Source organism: Mesorhizobium sp. (genome assembly GCF_004962925.1).
Taxonomy (GTDB): Bacteria; Pseudomonadota; Alphaproteobacteria; order Rhizobiales; family Rhizobiaceae; genus Mesorhizobium.
Map to the genome: position 1 here is coordinate 1 of NZ_SUEO01000115.1, position 19,738 is coordinate 19,738.

Here is a 19,738-nt window from a genome sequence, read left to right on the forward strand (position 1 = left end):
GGGACGGTCCTGACGAAAGACGGGATCATTGTCGCGACCTTCGATTTCGAGGATGTGCTGCGTGCCGACGCCGCGGCGGCGATCAAGCGATTGAACGATGCGGGGTTGTCGGTGCAAATGCTGTCGGGCGATACCGCGGGCGCCTGTGCCGAGGTTGCGGACGTGCTGGGTGTCGATGACTTCGTTCCCTGCCTGCTGCCGTCCGGCAAGGTCGAAGTCATCGAGACCCTCGCGAAAGCCGGGCACAGGGTTCTGATGGTTGGCGACGGCCTCAACGATACGCCGGCGCTGAGCGCGGCGCATGTCTCGATCGCACCGGCCACCGCCGCCGACATTGGCCGCAATGCAGCCGACTTCGTCTTCCTGCGCGAAAGCCTCCTGGCGGTGCCGCTCGCCCTGGGCGTCTCGCGCAAGGCAGGACACCTGATCCGCCAGAACATCGCGATTGCGATCGTCTACAATGCGGTGGCAGTACCAATCGCCATCCTCGGGCACGTCACGCCTTTGATAGCGGCGGTTGCCATGTCTGCCTCATCGCTGCTTGTTATTGGAAACGCATTGCGCTTGCACGGCTACGTGGCGAATGCGACGGTGCAAGTTATTCAAAAAGTCAGACGCTCCGCAGTCAGCTATTCGGCATAATCCTAGTGACGACGTTGCTCTATCTCATACCAGTGGCCCTTTTTCTGGGTGCACTGGGCCTGTCCGGCTTCGTCTGGGCATTGCGAAGCGGTCAATACGAAGATCTCGACGGAGCCGCCGAGCGGATACTAATTGATCGGGACGACAAACCGGAACGCTGATTTCAATCCGCTGTGCATAAGATGCGCGGATCGCGCTCGTCAGTCGAGCCGGCTCGGTCGGGAACAAGCTGTCCATGCTCCATGACCACCTTGACCTAAGCTGCGCACTACATTGATTTGTGAAAAGCCTCTGTCGTGCGAAGGACTGCCTCCCATTGCACCCAGTATGAGGCGGCTGATGCCACGAGAGTACCTCGCGTGGCCGGACGAGAGCTTGGCAATGTGCGCACGGTTCCAAAGTGGAACGTCACGATCGATCACCTGACCGTGAACCGACAGTGCCGGTTGGTCATGTCTGGCTGATCCAGATCAGGGTCATACTCATCGGTGTGGTCTATGGACCAGTCTTCGAGGGAGAAATGCATGACTCACGGAAAGTTTGGTTATCAGCACCTTCACGGTTCTGGGTTTTTCTGTCGTATGGTCGGCTATGCCTTGTGCTTACGGCGCAGCCATTAGCTGACCAGTGTCGTGTGTATCTCGCTTGCTGGCTGGCCATCCGCGTGGCTGCGCGGAAACGGGGGCCGATCAACAGCTTTCGCCTTTGATGGGTTGTGTGCGTCGTTGCCGATCCATCCGGATTCCCGGCCCGCGCATTGAGGCTATGCGACGGCACCGGAACTCAGCGCACGTCACGCGGTTTCCGCGCGCGTGGTGTCGCTCGTAACGACGATCAACGAACAAGCGGCCGGAGTACCATGAACGTTCACATCATCGACTGCCACAATGCGAATGACTACTTCGCCGACATGCACACGGGACCGATCGTGCAGCACTTGTTAAAGGCTGTCAACATCCGCGCGGAGCTCCACACGGCGTTGAACCGAACGAATTTTGGTGAGGCTGTAGTACGAGCGATGGAGGCGGAGTGCGACGTGCTTCACATCGCTGGGCACGGCAATGGTGACGGGATCGCTGTGTCCCGTGGGCGAAGTGGCCTTCTTTGGGCTGACTTCGTAGAAATGTTCCAGGGCTCGCATCCAGCGCCGAAGATCCTCGTGATGTCAACGTGCTGCGGAGCATCATCGGGGTTGGGACGTGCGTTTTCGAGATCGACCAACCGTCCAAAGTTGATCATTGGTTCGAGTGACGCGCGCTATTTCGACGACTACGTCGCCGCGTGGGCTTTGCTCTATCGGCGACTGAATTGCAAGGACATCGACATCGAAGCCATGCAGCAGGTTCTTGATGAGATATGCGCGGTCGTGCATAAAAGTTTCCGCTACCTTGGCTGGGATGACGAGAGAGAGCGCTACGTTCGATACCCTCGCAAGAGAGCCCGCTTCGACGTCGTGGAGCGTGAGTAGTATGCGCACGGGTTCCAGGTGGAATGTGGCGATCGATGCGGCGCGGCCGTGGCTGACCAGCGTCGCGAGTGTCTCGCTTGCTGGCGGCGATCTGCGCGGCTGCGCGGCGAAAGGGCGGGATCGGTTAGCCGCATCCAACTCTGAGCGGGTTGCGTGCTTCGTTGCCGATCCATGCGAATCCCCCGGCCCAGCGCCTTTAGGCAATGCGGCGGGCACGGAGCTCAGCGGATGTCACTCGGCTCAGTTCCACCGTTACACGAGGATAGGCGACCGGATGGCGGCACGCTGATGGGCTCTGACGATAATTTTGACATCGTTGTCGTTGGAGCCGGCCCGGTCGGCCTTTCGTTCGCTGCGTCGCTTGCCCAAAGCGAACTCAAGGTGGCAGTTGTTGAACAGAACACATTCGATAGTCTGGCGAATCCGGCTTTCGATGGTCGCGAAATCGCGCTGACCAACGCTTCGATCAGAACCCTTCGCGAGCTCGGCGCCTGGGATGTCATCCCGGCTTCGGACAAATCAGCACTTCAAGGCGCGCGCGTGCTCAACGGCTCGAGCGAATTCGCTCTTCGTTTCGATCCTCCCAGCAACTCTGGAGAACCGCTGGGGGTTTTGGTTCCAAATTGCCGGATCCGCGAGGCGCTGTTCAAAATCGTCCGCTTGCAGGATCGCGCCCGGCTGTTGTGCGGCCATTCGGTCGTCGATGCAACAAACAGCCAAGAAGGAGCAGTCGTAACGCTCTCTAATGGCGCGCGTTTAACTGCTCGGCTGGTTGTTGCCGCGGATTCGCGTTTGTCCGCCACGCGTGATCTGCTAGGCATCGGCGCCGATATCAACCGGCTTGGCCACTCGATGCTGATTTGCCGAGTGAGGCACGAGCGCGCCCACCACCAGATCGCCATCGAATGGTTCGATCACCATCAGACGATAGCGATATTGCCCCTCGCGGAGGGCATGTCGTCGCTGCTGCTCACATTGCGCTCAAACGAGGCCTATAGACTGCTTGCCTTCGATGATGATTTGTTCCTGTCGGAGTTGACGAAACGGTGTCGAGGGCGCCTTGGAAAAATGACCTTGGCAAGCATGCGCCATACCTATCCGCTGGTCACGACCTGGGCGCACAAATTCCGGGCGCCGAGCGCCGCACTCATCGGCGACGCTGCCATCGGCATGCACCCGGTGACCGCTCACGGATTCAACATCGGTCTCAGCAGCCAGAAGCAACTCGCCCGTGGAATCATGACTGCGTGCCGCGACGGCCGCAATGTTGGCGACCCCGACATGCTTCACATATACGAAAGGCGGCTGCGCCTGTCGGCGGCGCCGCTCTACCATGCAACGAACATACTGGTTGGACTCTACTCCAGAGACCACCTGGCGGCACGGCTTGCAAGGCATCTGGGGCTTCGCTTTGCCCAACATGTTCCCCTTGTCCGGCATGGGATTTCGGCGGAGCTCCAGCGGTGATACTGCACCAGCAGTTGCATTTTTGCGCGATGTGCTGGGCGAGCGATGGGAGAGAGTGCATCATGCGCCGGAGTAATCCTGCTCCCGACGCTGATCTCCGATTGAAGAATTAACCCGTCCTTCAGGGGGGGCTGCGTAGGCTGCGGACAAGCAGGAGTAAGCAAGCTGACCCGTCCAGCCCTGGAAAAAGAAAATCCGCTGGAGGCGAGAATCCTTCAGGACCAGCTCGCTGATCTGAGGGCAGGCCTTTTCGTCTCAATGCCGATAAGCATTGTGCTGTCCGGGCTGATTTTGACCGTGCAGGCCCTTTCCGGGAACGGTCTTGCTGGCGCGGCCTGGTTTTCGGTCGTTAATGCGATAAATGCGGCCCGCCTTGCACTCGCCCGTCATCAGCTGAAGGAACCCGGAGTCCAGGATGATCTGACACGGGTTTGGCTGCGGCTTCGCTGGTTTGGCAGGCTTGCTCTTCTGGCGGGATTCACCTGGTCATTCCTTGCCGTCCTAACGGCTGGGTACACGACGTCTCAAGCATCGCTGCATCTAATAATTCTGGCGGGCATTTCAGCTGGCGCGGTCACGTACGGCAGCTCATATGCTGCGGCAGCGATATACTTCATCACACCGCCACTCCTCATTGCCGCCGCATGCTTGCTGACGAAGGGAACCCTGGAAAACTACATTCTGGCTTTTGCCGTCCTGCTTTTCGAGGGCGGCCTGGTTCGAGCCTCGTTCGTTGGACAAGCGCGCTTCCGTGACGCGAGCCGCCTGAGACATCAAGCCGAGCGGCTTGCCGCGGAAATGGAGCGCAATTCCAGGGAGGACCATCTTACCGCGCTCCTCAACAGGCGCGGCCTCGAACATGCAATCGATCAGTTTGAGAACACTGATGGGCCCTTTGTCGCCATGCTGATTGATCTGGATGGGTTCAAATCTGTCAACGATACCTACGGTCACAGAACGGGTGACGAGCTGCTTGTCAGGATCGCCCGCCGAATAGAGGAAGAAGCACCGGAGGGCTCAACGCTCGCCCGCATCGGTGGGGATGAATTCGTGCTGGTTTTTTCTTAGCGAAAGAATTCTCCTTCTCCCACCAATCTCGCGTCCAATCTCATAGCCAAGCTTGCTCGCCCCTATCCTGGGATCGCATCGGTCCGCATTGGAGCGTCTATAGGAATCTACTTGGCTGAAAACCCCGGACTAACGGAAATGTTGTTGCGGGCCGACATCGCCCTTTACACAGCTAAGCGCCGCGGCAGGAATGAATTTTGTCTGTTCGATGCCGAGCTAGCCCGGGAACTGCAACGCCGCCAGTCAATCGAACGCGATCTTCATTCGGCGATAACGATGAGAAGCTTGGTCCCTTGGTTCCAGCCAATCGTAAGACTCGAAACTGAAGCCGTCGTCGGTTTTGAAGCCTTGCTAAGGTGGTCTCACCCGCTTCACGGTCCCATTTCTCCGCCCGAGATCATGACAGCGGCACGCGAAACTGGAATGCTTCAGCTGCTAACTCAAACGGTATTCGCCGACTGTTGCGCTCTTATCGAGGGCTTGGTCAAAGCTGACTGTCGTGATGTTCGTGTGGCGATGAATGTTTCACCGCGCGAATTGGAAGCTGGCGATATTGACGACATGATTCTTAATGGTCTGGCGGCAAAAGACCTCCCTGCAACGATGTTCGATATCGAGATTACCGAAGAAGCCCCAGTGGATCCGGACAGAGTGGATGAAAAGCTCGGCCGGCTTTCACATGCTGGCATTTCTATCGCGCTCGATGACTTCGGCACCGGTTTTTCGACGTTGGCATCGCTCAAGGACAGTCGGATCAGGAAGGTGAAAATAGACCAGGGCTTCATTCGCGGCTTAGCCAAGTCCCGGGAGGATCGGCTGCTTGTCAAAGCGGTGATTGATCTTGGTAGGACGCTCGGGATCGAGGTCATGGCCGAGGGCGTTGAAACAGAGGCAGATCGGCAAACTCTGTACAAGCTTGGCTGCAGAACCGCGCAGGGCTTCCTGTTCTCTAAGGCAGTGCCTCTCCATCTGGCACTTGATTCGGTAGTAAAAGAGCACGCGAAGGAGTTGTGACCGGCCTCTCCGTCCGTGCTGCTCGCGGAACTTTCATGTGGGGTGGACCTGGCGCGCGAAAGCCGTTTCGGACGGTAGAGTTATTGCGGGGGCGGAACTGAGCACGTGGTTTGGATGCAGCAATCCGGTCCACCGGCGCACACGCAGCGGCTTGATACAAGCGTTCAAGTTGCGAGATGAGCTTGAGTGAACGACGTCGGAGAATTGCGTCCCTTGGACGCTCGTTTCGCGGTTCCCGTAGGATTCGAATACAGGCAAGCGTTCTTGGCCGCTTCTCGGCTCAGCGCTCTTCCGGATGAACAACGTACCCGCGGTCAAGGTCTTCGCGACCTCAACGCAGTCACCATCCCGCAACTTCACGTCCAGAACAGCAGCGGCCGGGGGCTGTCCTTGATCAAGCGCTCAGCCTCAGCACAGGGGCTGGAGCAACGGTATAGCCGGCTTCGCAAAGAGCGCACTCTTGATCGAGTGGGATCAAAGCTTCGTCCGTCGACAACGAGAACCAGAGGCTTCTCAAACCCTGCCACGAGATCAATTGGCGCAGCGGTCACGACCGTCTCACGCCTGACGAATTGAAGAGCGCGGAAAACGTGTATCGGAATGCGCTGGCTCACCATAGCAAGCTGCCACGGCATGTCGAATGTCCGCAAGCGGTCGGACCGTTCCCTTGCATTTGTGTCGATGACGGGCTCTCAAAGCTCACATGAGGATTAGCGCGTCAAGACATGGATTGTTTCCTTCCCGGTCGTCAGATTCCATGGTCTGAGCCTTTCGCATGACGCGGCTCTCCTCGGCCGGTTCAAACTCACATACGGTCGCCGTACTTGCGGCTGCACCATCATTCCGCTTGCGTTGCGGCAAAGGCTCAGGAGGACGGGACCATTCTAAAGCACGGCATCTGAAGCCAGACTTTGAGCCGGTTCGCCCACCTGGATCCGCCAGGATTGATCAGTCCTGGAAGATTACGCGATTGTGTCTCCGTGAGAGCTTAGGCCGACTTCAGCACTGCGCCGTCGATGACAATGCCGAAGGTGACATATTTCCAGAGAGCGACCAGCAGCTTTCGGGCCAGCGCAACGATCGTGCTTTTCTTGTGCCGCCCGCCATTCGACTGGACGCGATCAATAAACCATCTGCTCAAGGCAGATGACGGTTGGTTGCGGAGCCACAGCCAGGCCAACTGAATCATTGTTGTTCGCAGCCGCGGGTTGCCTGCTTTCGACACGCCTTGTTCTCGATCGATGGTTCCGCTCTGCCAAGGCGTCGGCGCCAGGCCGGCGTATGCCGCGACCTGTCGACGATTATCAAATTGCCGACACAAGCCTTCGGTCCAAAGGACTGCAGCTACCTCCGGGCCGACGCCTTTGATTGCACATAGCATTGTTGCCGGTTCCGGGGCTTTGGCTTCGCATTCAACCCTTTCCACCAAGGCATCACGCTCACGCTCAACGACTGCAATGTGATCGAGCAGCAGTTCCAGCCGATCGAGTACACGGCAAATCTGGGCCCTGAGATGTGGCGGCAGCACTCGGCCGTCGCCAGTTCGAAGGTCTTCCAGTTGTCTGCGACGATCTCAGTGGCTGATAGCCGCCGATGCCTTGCGCGAAGAGCAGCCCCTTGATGCGGTTGACGTGCTCGACCCTTTCCGCGATCAGCACCCTACGTTCGCGGCAAATGCGTCGCCGATCCTCTTCTTCCGGGCTTGGCGCCTTGACCATGGCACAGACACGAGGTTCACCACGCTTGAAGGCGAGTAGCGCGCGCACGAGCGCCTCGCCGTCGATCTTGTCAGTCTTTGCTCGTTTCCGGCGGCGAGACGCCGCAATCGAAGCAGCGTCGACCACGTAGCTCTCAATGCCGTTGGTTTCCAGCACACGATGAATCCAGAAGCCGTCGAGGCCCGCCTCTTGGATCGTCACGATTGGGAACAACCGTCCAGATCGCGAACGAGCCTTCTCTTGGAGATGAGTAAATCGAGCCAGCAATTCACTGACGTTGCCGCCCGCCACGGCATGCTTCGACATCCTTTCCCCGCCACCCGGCGACAGTGATGTGACCAACCAAGTAGACCGGCTCAACTCCAACGAGACGAAAATCGCACCGAGATCGGTTCGAATTGCAGTGGGCGTTTCGGTTTGAAAATGCGTAGTGACCACAATGACCTCCTGGAGTGAGCAGCTTCTGTGAAGCTGCACCCTTGCAGATCGCCGGTCGCAGGTTCACCCCTCATGGAATCTAAAGCCAGGGGAGCTCTATAAAATCGCACCCGACCGGGCTGCGCAACCACGACCAGCTGAGGCCCGATCGGGTGCTAAGGTCGTGCCAAAAAGACGCGTCACTGTCGCATTTCTAACTGGCTTGCGGTGTCGCGCCTCTAAATCGCTTTGACACACAGCGACCGGCTAAGGCTGGATGTGCGGTCGAACATATGGACGCCAGCGTAGCCATATCGCGTTTTCATCCCTTGACCGTACCCAATTCTATCCGCTCCTCGCAATTAGAGATTGCCTGTCGGCTACTCATATCGAGCGATGTTTGTCGCCTCGATTGCCTCGCCAATGCCGATCATGCAGCCTGCCGGATGAACGGACGAACATCCTCGAGTCGAATAAATGGACCAGACCGACGAGAGTTCAGAGTGGGGCGACAAGCGACGCGCTAGAGTTCTTCGGACGTCATCTCTTGGCGATCATGCCCCTTCTCTCAAGTGCGCTTAGCGGCGCCGATGGCGAATAGCGCAAGCTTTTCCATCCGTTTCTACTCCACTACCGAGACTCGTCACCAACCTCCTTTTATTCGCTTCCATATGGCCCATCCTGTTTCCAATCGAGGAGGAACGCGAACATGAGCCAAGCCGTAGAACGTCTCAGTCTCGGGAATTCTTCTGCTCGCCAAACTGCCGTTGTCGCCGGCACCAGGTTTGGCACCGTGACAGTGCACGACAAGATATCAGGCGTTCCTGTCTGGGCTGAACTTTTGAATTCGAGCCGGAGGGACGGGTGTTTCAAAATTTTTGTCGGTTTTAGGCAGAGCGGAATTGTCCCTCCGATGGCCTGCGCACCGGTCAAGCTTCGTGAGCACTTCAGGTTCGTCGATCAGGCATAGGTTTCTGTCACGATGCCACGTGCTGGCCGTTTGCCTAGTTCGGAAGCTTTCGAGAGGCGTTGCGCGCCTTGCTATGGCGTCGCCCCTTTTTCCGATCCATCGGCCACGGAGCTCGAATGCTGTCTAGCTGTTGCGGCCTACTTGGTCATCCGTCATGGAGATGCCTATACACCGACCTTCGAAAGGCTGGAATACGAGGTCGAACAAATGCGGCGGAAGCTCGGAAATCGCGAGCGAGCGCAGCGCGTGCTGGCCACGCTCAACCTAAATGGCTCGGACAGCTGGACCCGTGAGGTTGGTTCTCACGGCCTGGATGGCGCAATCACATTCGCCCGGGCGGGGTAAAAGCGATTTTTTGGAGCCACTCGCGCTTTTGCGCTAACGAAGGTCCCGCGCCGTATTTCGGCCGGATCCATTTGTGGCCCATCAGAGAGGCAATTACCTTCTCCGGCGCCTCAACTGCCGTCAGCCGGTCCTCGAAAGTGTGTCGCAGGCTATAAAGACTATGCTCGGAAGTCGGCAGAAGTTCCTTGCTGGCGAGCACCTTGTTGACGAGCGCTGAAAGTGAGGCGGCCTTGTCGCGATAGCGAGGAAAGCCGTCCGGATGGAGCTTGATGGCTGCAAGTGCGCCGCCAACCAAGGGAATGTCACGGGCTGAATGACCGGTCTTCAAGCGACGGCCATTGGGGCGCACCCGCACATGCGGGATTTCTTGATCGAGGTGGATTGTTTCGGTGGTGAGGTTTGCCGCTTCAGAAAGCCTGAGTCCGGTATCGGCAATTACATAGATTAGATGGCGGGCTTCGTCATTGAGTCCGTCGAGCGCGCCTTCAGCGAGTATCTTCTCCTGAATGAACTCCGCTGGGAACGCAGCGCGTTGCCCGGGGACGGCGCCGGAAAGACGGAGGTTGCGAAAAACCGGCTCCAGCTTGAGCTGGTGAGTCAGATCGACGACGCGCAGCATTTTCGAAACATGGCCGATGTCCTTGTTGGCCGTACCGATATCAAGTCCGTCCTCAACGATCCGCTTTTGCCACCACTCGCGGAACGCGACTGCGTCGTCCCGAGTGAGGCTTGCGATCTCCTTGTCGCCAATGACTCCAACCAGATTGGCAACTGCGCGCTTTTTGGGGTTACGCCATTTCTTGATTTGGTTGGGCGACATAGTCAGCAAGTTCTGTTGCTCGATCGTCTCGAATTCCTTGATAAGACCGCTCAGGCGGACCGCTGGCCGCTTCTCCCCACCCATCACCGCCGAGACGTCCTCCGCGTCCTCGATCGATTTTTTGTCGAGAAGCAGCTTGATGCGGGCCATGAGTTCGTCGAGCGGCCCCGCTGCTAGTTCCTCGTTAGTGCGATAGGCCAATCCAAATGACCGCGCGCGCTTCCTCGCGGCTTCGAAACGCAGCCCCGCCTCGGCGGATTGGCCTTCCCGCAGTCTACGCCAATACGCCTCCAGCCCTGCGCCGAGGCTTTGCACTGCATCTCGCGCCCGTACACCGCGGGGATCGTCAGCCACGGCGACCCCCGTGGAAATGCGTACCAGGCAGCGGCGATCAAACGCCGCGAATTCCTTCGGCACCCTGCGAACGAGATACCAGATGCCTTCACGTTTATGCGGCCTTGGCGCTGCGGAACGTCGCATTATCTTTCTCTAATGTTACACAGTTTGTTACACAGTCTGAGATAGGTTTCGCTTCGCACTGGTCAAGCGCAACAAGGAAGTTTTTGAAAAGAAAGGATTTTTATGGAAGCTGGATGGCGGAGAGAGCGGGATTCGAACCCGCGTTACGGTCTCCCGTAAACACACTTTCCAGGCGTGCGCCTTCAACCACTCGGCCACCTCTCCGTCTTAGCATTTCGCGCCGGCCGGTTTTGCCACGCGGGTTGGGGAAATGCGTCTCCCATGGGATTCCGGTCCGAAACTCCGCACCGTGGGCGCCGTCAACCAGCGGATGCCCTTCCCGCACCTGAGCCGTCAAAGCAACAGGCGCGGGGCTCATCTAGTCGATCCGGCATCGAATGCCAAGCCATAACGGCACTCTATTCGCTTTGCCGCGTACAGATGGTTTTGTTGTGCTGCCGGCGCGAGGCTTAGATGCGGCGACGGCTCTGCAGCAGGAGACCGGTGGCGTCGGTCCGCGCCCGATCGAAGAACGTCGGTCGAGCTTCAAATTCGCGTGTCGCGATTGCGAACAAAGCGCGCGCACACTATCTCTCTGTTCGAACAGACGTTGGAAGTCTGCTAAAGACTGGGGAAGTCTGCTAAAGTCCTGGGGAGGAAAGGTCTGCATGTTTCGCTTTCTTTTCCGTCTCGCGGCAATGCTTGCGCTTTCGGTTTCCGTCATCATGGCGGTGCTCGACACGACGCGCTCGGTGGCGGCGTCGGCACTGGTCATGACCCCGCTCAACACAAGCTGGCTCGCCGTCTCGCCGGATACGCGAAGCGCCTTCGAAAGCTTCGTCCGCGACAAGGTCAGTCCGCTGCTGTGGGACGGCGCCATTGCCTGGGTGCTCAACCAGCCCGGCTTCGCCGTGTTTGCGGTGCTTGCCTTCATTCTCTACATGATCGGCTACAGGCGGGAGCGGCCGACAGGACGGTTCGCCCGGACTTGATGAGTTGTTGTTGATGACCTTCCGGCGTCCCCAAACGACGAGAAATCCCAAATCAAACATACAGGGAGACCGCGCATGTTTTTTCTCAGCGACATGCTGAACAAGAAGCTCAATCTGCCGAAGCCCGCCGAGGCGCTGCCGGGTCGTGCCAAGCCTATCCCGACGGCATCCAAGCACTTTGTCTCGAAGCGGCCGCTCAAGGGGCCTTATCCCGAGGGGCTGGAGACGGCGATGTTCGGGCTGGGCTGCTTCTGGGGTGCTGAGCGCATGTTCTGGCAGGTCGAGGGTGTATGGGTCACGGCTGTCGGCTATGCGGGTGGCGTCACCCCCAACCCGACCTACCAGGAAACCTGCACCGGTTTGACCGGCCATGCCGAAGTCGTGCTCGTCGTCTACGACCCGAAGATCGTCTCCTATGCACAGCTTTTGAAGCTGTTCTGGGAAAGCCATGACCCGACGCAGGGCATGCGCCAGGGCAACGATGTCGGCACCACCTACCGGTCGGCGATCTACACGTTCGGTGATGCGCAATATCAGGCGGCGATCGTCTCGCGCGACGCCTATGAAGCCTCGTTGCGCGGCGCCGGCCGCGGCAAGATCACCACCGAGATCGCGCCGGCGCCAGAATTCTACTTCGCCGAGGAAGACCACCAGCAATATCTGGCGAAGAATCCCTATGGCTATTGCAATCTGCAGGGCACCGGCGTCGCCTGCGCCATCCCGGCTGCGGTCTCCGCCTGAGGCCGTTGGCGAGACGATGATCCGTGGCGCTGGGATGCGGCGCCACGCTTTTCCAAAAGGTCAAAATTCCGCGTGAATTTTGTTTCGGGCCGTGCCAGATTGGCCCGAAGCGGGAGGAAGACACTCCTGTCTGACGTCGCATGCCTGCCGGAGAGCCGGGCAGGCAGGCGGTGCGTAACGGAAAAAATAACCGACAGGGTGTGGATCACATGAAACGTATCGTTCTCGGCCTCCTGGCCGCAACTGCGATGGTTCTTCCGGCCTTCGCCGCGGACATTCAGCCCGCGCTTCTCTACGATCTCGGCGGCAAGTTCGACAAGTCGTTCAACGAAGCGTCCTTCAATGGCGCCGAAAAGTTCAAGGCCGAAACCGGCATCGCCTATGTGGAATTCGAGGTCAGCAACGCGACCCAGCGCGAGCAGGCGCTGCGCCGTTTCGCCGAGGATGGCCGCAATCCGATCGCCATGGCGGGCTTCTCCTGGGCTGATGCGCTGGAGAAGATCGCCGTCGAGTTTCCCGAGACCAAATTCGCCATCATCGACATGGTCGTCGACAAGCCCAACGTCCGCTCCGTCGTCTACAAGGAGCAGGAAGGCTCCTACCTCGTCGGCGTGATGGCAGCGATGGCTTCCAAGTCGAAGAAGGTCGGCTTCATCGGCGGCATGGACATTCCGCTGATCCGCAGATTCGGCTGTGGCTATGTCGGCGGCGCCAAGGCGGCCGGCGCGACCGATGTCATCCAGAACATGACCGGCGACACGCCGGCAGCCTGGAACGATCCGGCCAAGGGAGGCGAGATCGCCAAGACGCAGATCGACCAGGGTGCCGACGTGGTCTATGCGGCGGCAGGCGGCACCGGTGTTGGCGTGCTGCAGGCAGCGGCGGATGCCGGCAAGCTCGGCATCGGCGTCGATTCCAACCAGAACGGACTGCAGCCCGGCAAGGTGCTGACCTCCATGGTCAAGCGCGTCGACGTCGCCGTCTACAACACCTTCATGGACGCCAAGAACGACAAGTTCACCGGCGGCATCAACGATCTCGGCCTCAAGGAAGGCGGCGTCGACTATGCCATGGACGACAACAACAAGGCGCTTGTCGACGACGCGATGAAGGCGGCGGTCGAAAAGGCCAAGGCCGACATCATCGCCGGCACCGTCAAGGTGCACGACTACATGTCGGACAACGCCTGCCCGTATTGAGCGCGACATCGCCGATCTGATCGAAGCCGCCGGGTGAAAACCCGGCGGCTTTTTTGCTTGTCCGTAAGCTCACCAATGCGGCGGCTTTGTCACCGGCACGTCCGGTGCTGCCTGTTCCTCCAGTGCCAGGAAGCGGTCGGTCAGCGCATCGAGCTTGCGCTGCATGCGCTCGATCACCTTCCACTGCTCGGCGATCTGGCCGGACAGTTCCTCGATGGTCTTCTCCTGCTCGGCGGCGCGGATTTCCAGCGTCGTCAGCCGGTCGGCGGGCATGGTCATCTGAAAAACCTCAGGTTCTTACTGCGCAACTCCCAAGAGATGCGAATTTCGGGATTCGCCACATTAGAGCGACGGGCCTCCAATTGGACGCCGAAACTACGCTCTAACCCTTACAATCTTCGCATCGTGCCTTCCGAAAATCGAACCCGATTTTCGGGCCGATGCGATAGCGAATGTGAAGGCTGCGGCCACGTTCGAAATTGACAAGCGCGCGGGGATTTGTCGAGAGTGAACGATGCTCCGGCCAATTGGCACAGACGGGGCGTCATGCTAGGCGTTTTGACCAAGCGATAAAAAAATAAGAGTGGGACAGGCTGCATGGCGCAAGCCGCAATCGAGCTGATCGGCATCAACAAGAGTTTTGGCGCCGTGCGCGCCAACCGCGACATCAATCTGGAGATCGTGCGCGGCACCATCCACGGCATTGTCGGCGAGAACGGCGCCGGCAAGTCGACGCTGATGTCGATCCTCTATGGTTTCTACCAGGCCGACAGCGGCGAGATCCGCGTCGGCGGCCAGCCGGCGTCGATCAAGACGCCAAACGACGCGATCGCGCTCGGCATCGGCATGGTGCATCAGCATTTCATGCTGGTCGACAATTTCACAGTGCTGGAAAACGTCATTCTCGGCGCCGAAAGCGATGCGCTGCTGAAGAAGAGCATCGCCAAGGCGCGGTCCGAACTGGAACGGCTCGAGCGCGAATACGGGCTGGAGGTCGATCCCGATGCGATCATCGAGGAGTTGCCCGTCGGCCTGCAGCAGCGTGTCGAAATCCTCAAGGCGCTGTATCGCGGCGCCGAGATCCTGATCCTCGACGAGCCGACGGGCGTGCTGACGCCCGCAGAAGCCGACCATCTGTTCCGCATCCTCAAGCAGCTGAAAGAGCAGGGCAAAACGATCGTGCTGATCACCCATAAGCTGCGCGAGATCATGGCGATCACCGACACGGTCTCGGTCATGCGCCAGGGCACCATGGTGGCGACCAGGGAGACCAAGAAGACGACAGTCGAAGAGCTGGCCGAGCTGATGGTCGGGCGCCGCGTGCTGCTCAGGGTCGAGAAGGGCGAGGCGGAAGCCGGCGGCGTCAAGCTCGCGGTCAAGAACCTGACGGTGAAGGATTCCCGCGGCGTCACCATGGTCGACGACATCTCCTTCGATGTACGCGCCGGCGAGATCGTCGGCATCGCTGGCGTCGCCGGTAACGGGCAATCCGAAATGCTCGAGGCGATTTCCGGCATCAGGCGCGCCGTCTCGGGCTCCGTCATGCTCGACGGCAAACCGATCGATCTCACCGGGGCTGCCGATCCCGGCGAGTTGCGCGACCGAGGTCTCGCCCACGTGCCGGAGGATCGTCATCATGTCGGGCTGGTGCTGGCCTTCGAGGAGAACGAGAATTCGATCCTCGGCTATCACGACCACCCGCGCTATCTCCGGGGGCCATTCCTCAACATCGACGCCATCCGCAACGACGCCAGGGACAGAATAGCCAAATACGACATCCGACCGGCGGACTGCCGCCTCAAGACCGCCAATTTCTCCGGCGGCAACCAGCAGAAGATCGTGCTGGCGCGGGAAATGGAACAAGATCCCGGCGTGTTGATCGTCGGCCAGCCGACGCGCGGCGTCGATGTCGGCGCCATCGAATTCATCCACAAGCGGCTCATCGCCATGCGTGACCAGGGCAAGGCGGTGCTGGTGGTGTCGGTCGAGCTGGACGAGATCCGTTCGCTGTCCGACCGCATCCTGGTGATGTTTGCCGGCCGCATCGTCGGTGAGCGCGGCCCCGACGCGACCGAGGGCGAGCTCGGTCTGCTGATGGCCGGCGTCGAGCAGCGCGAGGCGGCGGAATGAGCACTCCCTATGCCAAGCTGCCGGCCTGGGCCGATTACGTGCTGATCCCGCTGATCAACCTGTTCGTCGCCTTCGTCGTTGCCGGCTTCGTCGTCATATTGGTTGGCGAGAATCCACTGCGCGCAGCCGTCGTCCTGGTCGAGGGTGCCTTCGGCCGTGGGCAAGGCATAGCCTTTACGCTCTTCTACGCCACCACCTTCATCTTCAGCGGGCTTTCGGTGGCAGTTGCGGCGCATTGCGGCCTGTTCAACATCGGTGGCGAGGGCCAGGGCTATATCGCCGGTCTCGGCATCGGCATCGTTTGCCTGGCCTTCGACAGCGTGCTGCCTTGGTGGCTCACCTTCCCGCTGGCGATTATCGCCGCCGCGGCAATGGGGGCGCTGTGGGCGCTGATCCCGGCCTATCTGCAGGCCAAGCGCGGCTCGCACATCGTCATCACCACCATCATGTTCAATTTCATTGCCGCCAGCGTCATGGTCTACGCACTGGTCGGATTCTTGAAGCCGGCCAATTCGATGGCGCCGCAGACACGCACCTTCCTCGACGGCGCGCAACTGCCGAAGCTCAACTGGGTCATCGAATTGTTCGGCGCCAAGATACGCTCGGCGCCGTTCAACATCAGCTTCCTGCTGGCGCTGGCCATGGCCTTTCTGGTCTGGGTGCTGATCTGGCGCACCAGGCTCGGTTACGAGATGCGCACCTACGGCCACAGTTCGAAGGCGGCCCGCTATGCCGGCATCTCGGAGACCCGCATCATCATAGTAGCCATGATGATTTCGGGCGCGCTGGCCGGCATGATGGCGCTCAACCCGACGATGGGCGACCAGCACAATGTCGCGCTCGAATTCGTTTCGGGCGCCGGTTTCGTCGGCATCGCGGTGGCGCTGATGGGGCGGCTTCACCCGGTCGGCATCGTGCTCGCCGCGATACTATTCGGCATGCTCTACCAGGGCGGCGCCGAACTCGCCTTCGAGATGCCGGCGATCAGCCGCGACATGATCGTCATCATCCAGGGCCTGGTCATCCTGTTCGCCGGCGCGCTGGAGCACATGTTCCGCCCCTATGTCCAGGCGCTGTTCGCCTCACTCAGCCCGCGATCTGTCGGCATGGAAGCGATCAAGGGGAAGGGGGCCTGAGATGGATTTGTTCAACGCCGTCATCCAGGTTCTGGACTCGACCATCCGCCTGTCGGTCCCCTTGCTGCTCGCTTGCCTCGCCGGTCTCTATTCGGAGCGGGCCGGCATTTTCGATATCGGGCTCGAGGGCAAGATGCTGGTCGGCGCCTTCGCCGGTGCCGCCGCAGCCTCCGTCTTCCATTCCGCTTATCTCGGCCTCGGCATGGCCATCCTCATCTCGGTCGCCTTCGCGCTGATCCACGGCTTTGCCTCGATCACCCATCGCGGCAACCAGATCGTCTCCGGCGTGGCGATCAATTTCATCGCCGCGGGATCGACGATCATGCTTGGCCAGGCCTGGTTCCAGCAAGGTGGTCGTACGCCAGCTTTGGCCTCGGACGAGCGGTTCGGGGCGATCATCTGGCCCGGTGCGGACGCGCTCAGGGGCGTGCCGATCCTTGGTCCGATATATTCGGAACTCATCTCCGGCCATTCGGTGCTGGTTTATGTCGCGTTCCTCGCCGTGCCGTTCACCTGGTGGGTGCTGTTCCGCACCCGCTTCGGCTTGCGCATGCGCGCGGTCGGTGAGAACCCGGCCGCTGTCGACACGGCCGGCATCTCGGTCGCCTGGCTGCGCTACCGGGCGCTGATCTGCACCGGGGTGCTCACCGGCATTGCCGGCGCCTACCTGTCGATGGTGCAGAACGGCGGCTTCGTGAAGGACATGACCGCCGGCAAGGGCTACATCGCGCTTGCCGCGCTGATCTTCGCCAAATGGAAGCCGGTCAACGCCATGTTCGCCTGCCTGTTGTTCGGCTTCCTCGACGCGCTGTCGATCCGCCTGCAGGGCACGCCGCTGCCAGTGATCGGCAAGGTGCCGGTGCAGCTCATGCAGGCGTTGCCCTATATTCTCACCGTCATCCTGCTCGCCGGCTTCATCGGCAAGGCGATCCCGCCGCGCGCCGGCGGCGTGCCCTATGTCAAGGAACGCTAGGCATGATCCCGAAAAGTGGAAGCCGGTTTTCGGACAAGATCATGCGAGGGAAAAACTAAATGTCGCATGATCTGTTCGAAGCGGCCAAGGCCGCCATGGCCAAGGCCTATGCGCCCTATTCGAAGTTTCCGGTCGGGGCGGCATTGCGCACCGAGGACGGGCGCGTCTTTGCCGGCGCCAACATCGAGGTCGCGTCCTATCCGGAAGGCTGGTGCGCCGAAACCACCGCGCTCGGCCACTACATCATGGGCGGCGGCGGAAGGATCACGGAGATCGCCGTGATTGCCGAGCGCATGGCGAAATGCTCGCCCTGTGGCGGCTGCCGGCAGCGGCTGGCCGAATTCTGCCGGCCGGAAACCAAGCTTTATCTCTGCGACAATGGCGGCGTGGTCGAGACCGTGACCATGGGCGAGATGCTGCCCTACGGCTTCCAGGGCGACATCTTGAAATGAAGAGCTGGTTGAAATGAAGAGCTGGTTGAAATGAAGAGCTGGTTGAAATGAAGGAAGCGCTCGATCATCTCGTCGAAAGGCTGGACGGGCTGGCGCCCGCCACCGCGCTGGTGCTGGGTTCGGGCCTTGGTGGGCTTGTCGACCAGGTCGAAGACGCTGTCCGCATTTCCTATGCCGAATTGCCGGGCTTTCCCAGAAGCGGCGTCACCGGCCATGCCGGCGAGGTGGTGGCGGGACGTTTTGCCGGCACGCCAGTGCTGATGCTGTCCGGCCGCGCCCATTATTACGAGCACGGCAACGCGGCGGCGATGCGGCCGGCGCTGGAGGTGCTCGCCGGCCTCGGCATCTCGCAACTGATCCTCACCAATGCCGCCGGCTCGGTCGATCCGGACATGGGGCCAGGCTCGGTGATGCTCATCACCGACCACATCAATTTCTCGGGTTCCAACCCGCTGATCGGCGAGCCGAGCGAACGCCGCTTCGTCGGCCTGACCGAAGCCTATGATGCGGGCCTTCGCTCGGCGATCGAGACGGCCGCGAAGGCGACGGCTACCGCCCTGCACAAGGGCGTCTATATGTGGTTTTCCGGGCCGTGCTTCGAGACGCCCGCAGAGATCCGCATGGCACGCATCATGGGCGCCAACGCCGTTGGCATGTCGACGGTGCCGGAGGTCATTCTCGCCCGCTTCCTCGGCCTGCGCGTCGCTGCCTGCTCCGTCATCACCAACCTCGCAGCAGGGATGACCGGGGCGGAGCTTTCGCACCAGGAGACCAAGGACATGGCGCCGGTTGGCGGCGCGCGGCTGGCGACCATTCTCCGGCGTGTGTTCGAAGACGGGCTACCGGAGAGTAAGGTCTCGGCCTGATGCTTCCCCAGGAAATCATTCGCAGCAAGCGCGACGGCCACAAGCTGTCGGCGCAGGAGATCGCCAGCTTCATCGAGGGCGTGACCGCAGGCACCGTCTCGGACGGGCAGGTCGGGGCCTTCGCCATGGCGGTGTTCTTCAACGGCATGAGCCGCGACGAGGCGGTGGCGCTGACGCTGGCCATGCGCGATTCCGGCGACGTGCTCGACTGGTCGGATCTGCCGGGCCCGGTCACCGACAAGCATTCGACAGGCGGCGTCGGCGACAATGTCTCACTGATGGTGGCGCCGATCGTCGCCGCTTGCGGCGCTTATGTGCCGATGATTTCCGGCCGCGGCCTCGGCCATACCGGCGGCACGCTCGACAAGATGGATGCCATCCCCGGCTATATCAGCCAGCCGGATGTTGCGCGGTTCCGCAAGGTGGTGCTCGAAACCGGCTGCGCCATCATCGGCCAGACCGCCGATCTGGCGCCCGCCGACCGCAGGCTCTATGCGATCCGCGACGTGTCGGGAACCGTCGAATCGGTGCCGCTGATCACCGCCTCGATCCTTTCGAAAAAGCTGGCCGCCGGCCTGCAGTCGCTGGTGCTTGATGTGAAAGTCGGCAACGGCGCCTTCATGGAGAAGTCGCGCGACGCAGCGGCGCTGGCAAACAGCCTGGTCGAAGTCGCCAGTGGTGCAGGACTGAAGGTCTCGGCGCTGGTCACAGGCATGAACGAGCCGCTGGCGTCGGCAGCCGGCAACGCGGTCGAGGTGCGCAATGCCGTCGATTTTCTCACCGGCCGCGTCCGCGATCGGCGCCTGGAGGATGTGACGCTGGCCTTGGCCGCAGACATGCTCCAGTCGGCCGGGCTGGTTT

General features: G+C 60.5%; 17 protein-coding genes, 1 tRNA gene and 1 pseudogene. 15 read left to right on the forward strand and 4 right to left on the reverse strand.

The genetic code is table 11. The features are described from left to right. The 6 genes from E5W87_RS21265 to E5W87_RS21290 form a co-directional block, all read left to right on the forward strand. The coding region (locus E5W87_RS21265) for an HAD-IC family P-type ATPase (RefSeq protein ID WP_292401803.1) at nucleotides 1-642 on the forward strand (642 nt) is incomplete at its 5' end. A 5-nt stretch (nucleotides 643-647) separates the two neighbouring features. Then, a complete protein-coding gene (gene ccoS, locus E5W87_RS21270; protein WP_095488533.1) occupies nucleotides 648-803 on the forward strand; it encodes a cbb3-type cytochrome oxidase assembly protein CcoS in 156 nt (51 codons plus the stop codon). 698 nt (nucleotides 804-1,501) lie between these two features. Continuing rightward, nucleotides 1,502-2,110 (forward strand): hypothetical protein, encoded by a 609-nt coding sequence (locus E5W87_RS21275; RefSeq protein ID WP_292224994.1) that lies wholly within the window; start codon nucleotides 1,502-1,504, stop codon nucleotides 2,108-2,110. Nucleotides 2,111-2,395: 285 nt separating this feature from the next. Further along, the gene (ubiM, locus tag E5W87_RS21280; protein ID WP_367118853.1) at nucleotides 2,396-3,577 is read left to right on the forward strand and encodes a 5-demethoxyubiquinol-8 5-hydroxylase UbiM; all 1,182 of its coding nucleotides are present in this window, start codon (nucleotides 2,396-2,398) and stop codon (nucleotides 3,575-3,577) included. A gap of 258 nt (nucleotides 3,578-3,835) precedes the next feature. Continuing rightward, on the forward strand, nucleotides 3,836-4,645 hold the full coding sequence (locus tag E5W87_RS21285; RefSeq protein ID WP_292401806.1) for a diguanylate cyclase: 810 nt from the start codon (nucleotides 3,836-3,838) through the stop codon (nucleotides 4,643-4,645). Nucleotides 4,646-4,756: 111 nt separating this feature from the next. Beyond that, complete coding sequence (locus tag E5W87_RS21290; RefSeq protein WP_292401810.1) at nucleotides 4,757-5,659, forward strand: GGDEF domain-containing phosphodiesterase; 903 nt, start codon at nucleotides 4,757-4,759, stop codon at nucleotides 5,657-5,659. Between the two features lie 988 nt (nucleotides 5,660-6,647). Here E5W87_RS21290 and E5W87_RS21295 read toward each other — a convergent pair. The 3 genes and pseudogenes from E5W87_RS21295 to E5W87_RS21305 form a co-directional block, all read right to left on the reverse strand. Continuing rightward, nucleotides 6,648-7,683: pseudogene (locus tag E5W87_RS21295) on the reverse strand (IS110 family transposase). Between the two features lie 1,403 nt (nucleotides 7,684-9,086). After that, nucleotides 9,087-10,409: an integrase gene (locus tag E5W87_RS21300; protein WP_126105066.1), complete on the reverse strand. Its 1,323-nt coding sequence runs from the start codon at nucleotides 10,407-10,409 to the stop codon at nucleotides 9,087-9,089. A gap of 114 nt (nucleotides 10,410-10,523) precedes the next feature. Further along, nucleotides 10,524-10,613, reverse strand: a tRNA-Ser gene (locus tag E5W87_RS21305). A 443-nt stretch (nucleotides 10,614-11,056) separates the two neighbouring features. On the opposite strand from E5W87_RS21305, the gene E5W87_RS21310 reads away from it, so the two are divergent. The 3 genes from E5W87_RS21310 to E5W87_RS21320 all read left to right on the forward strand — a co-directional run bounded on the left by E5W87_RS21310 (nucleotide 11,057) and on the right by E5W87_RS21320 (nucleotide 13,320). Further along, a complete protein-coding gene (locus tag E5W87_RS21310) occupies nucleotides 11,057-11,380 on the forward strand; it encodes a hypothetical protein (RefSeq protein WP_292401814.1) in 324 nt (107 codons plus the stop codon). Between the two features lie 75 nt (nucleotides 11,381-11,455). Continuing rightward, nucleotides 11,456-12,121, forward strand: coding sequence for a peptide-methionine (S)-S-oxide reductase MsrA (gene msrA / locus E5W87_RS21315; protein WP_292401816.1), 666 nt, complete (start codon nucleotides 11,456-11,458; stop codon nucleotides 12,119-12,121). Between the two features lie 209 nt (nucleotides 12,122-12,330). Continuing rightward, a complete protein-coding gene (locus E5W87_RS21320) occupies nucleotides 12,331-13,320 on the forward strand; it encodes a BMP family ABC transporter substrate-binding protein (RefSeq protein ID WP_292401819.1) in 990 nt (329 codons plus the stop codon). Nucleotides 13,321-13,389: 69 nt separating this feature from the next. Here E5W87_RS21320 and E5W87_RS21325 read toward each other — a convergent pair whose 3' ends face one another. Beyond that, entirely contained in the window at nucleotides 13,390-13,599 is a 210-nt protein-coding gene (locus tag E5W87_RS21325) for a SlyX family protein (RefSeq protein WP_095488524.1), read from the reverse strand. A 318-nt stretch (nucleotides 13,600-13,917) separates the two neighbouring features. On the opposite strand from E5W87_RS21325, the gene E5W87_RS21330 reads away from it, so the two are divergent. The 6 genes from E5W87_RS21330 to E5W87_RS21355 form a co-directional block, all read left to right on the forward strand. Beyond that, a complete protein-coding gene (locus E5W87_RS21330) occupies nucleotides 13,918-15,450 on the forward strand; it encodes an ABC transporter ATP-binding protein (protein ID WP_292401823.1) in 1,533 nt (510 codons plus the stop codon). After that, complete coding sequence (locus E5W87_RS21335; protein ID WP_292401826.1) at nucleotides 15,447-16,586, forward strand: ABC transporter permease; 1,140 nt, start codon at nucleotides 15,447-15,449, stop codon at nucleotides 16,584-16,586. Before E5W87_RS21330 ends, E5W87_RS21335 begins: the two co-directional genes overlap by 4 nt. A 1-nt stretch (nucleotide 16,587) precedes the next feature. Beyond that, nucleotides 16,588-17,559, forward strand: a complete 972-nt coding sequence (locus E5W87_RS21340) for an ABC transporter permease (RefSeq protein ID WP_292401829.1) — start codon at nucleotides 16,588-16,590, stop codon at nucleotides 17,557-17,559. Nucleotides 17,560-17,618: 59 nt separating this feature from the next. Continuing rightward, on the forward strand, nucleotides 17,619-18,011 hold the full coding sequence (gene cdd, locus E5W87_RS21345) for a cytidine deaminase (protein WP_095488520.1): 393 nt from the start codon (nucleotides 17,619-17,621) through the stop codon (nucleotides 18,009-18,011). A gap of 47 nt (nucleotides 18,012-18,058) precedes the next feature. Further along, entirely contained in the window at nucleotides 18,059-18,877 is an 819-nt protein-coding gene (locus tag E5W87_RS21350) for a purine-nucleoside phosphorylase (RefSeq protein WP_292401833.1), read from the forward strand. Then, a partial coding sequence (locus tag E5W87_RS21355; protein WP_292401836.1) for a thymidine phosphorylase occupies nucleotides 18,877-19,738 on the forward strand: 862 nt, incomplete at its 3' end. The genes E5W87_RS21350 and E5W87_RS21355, both read left to right, overlap by 1 nt.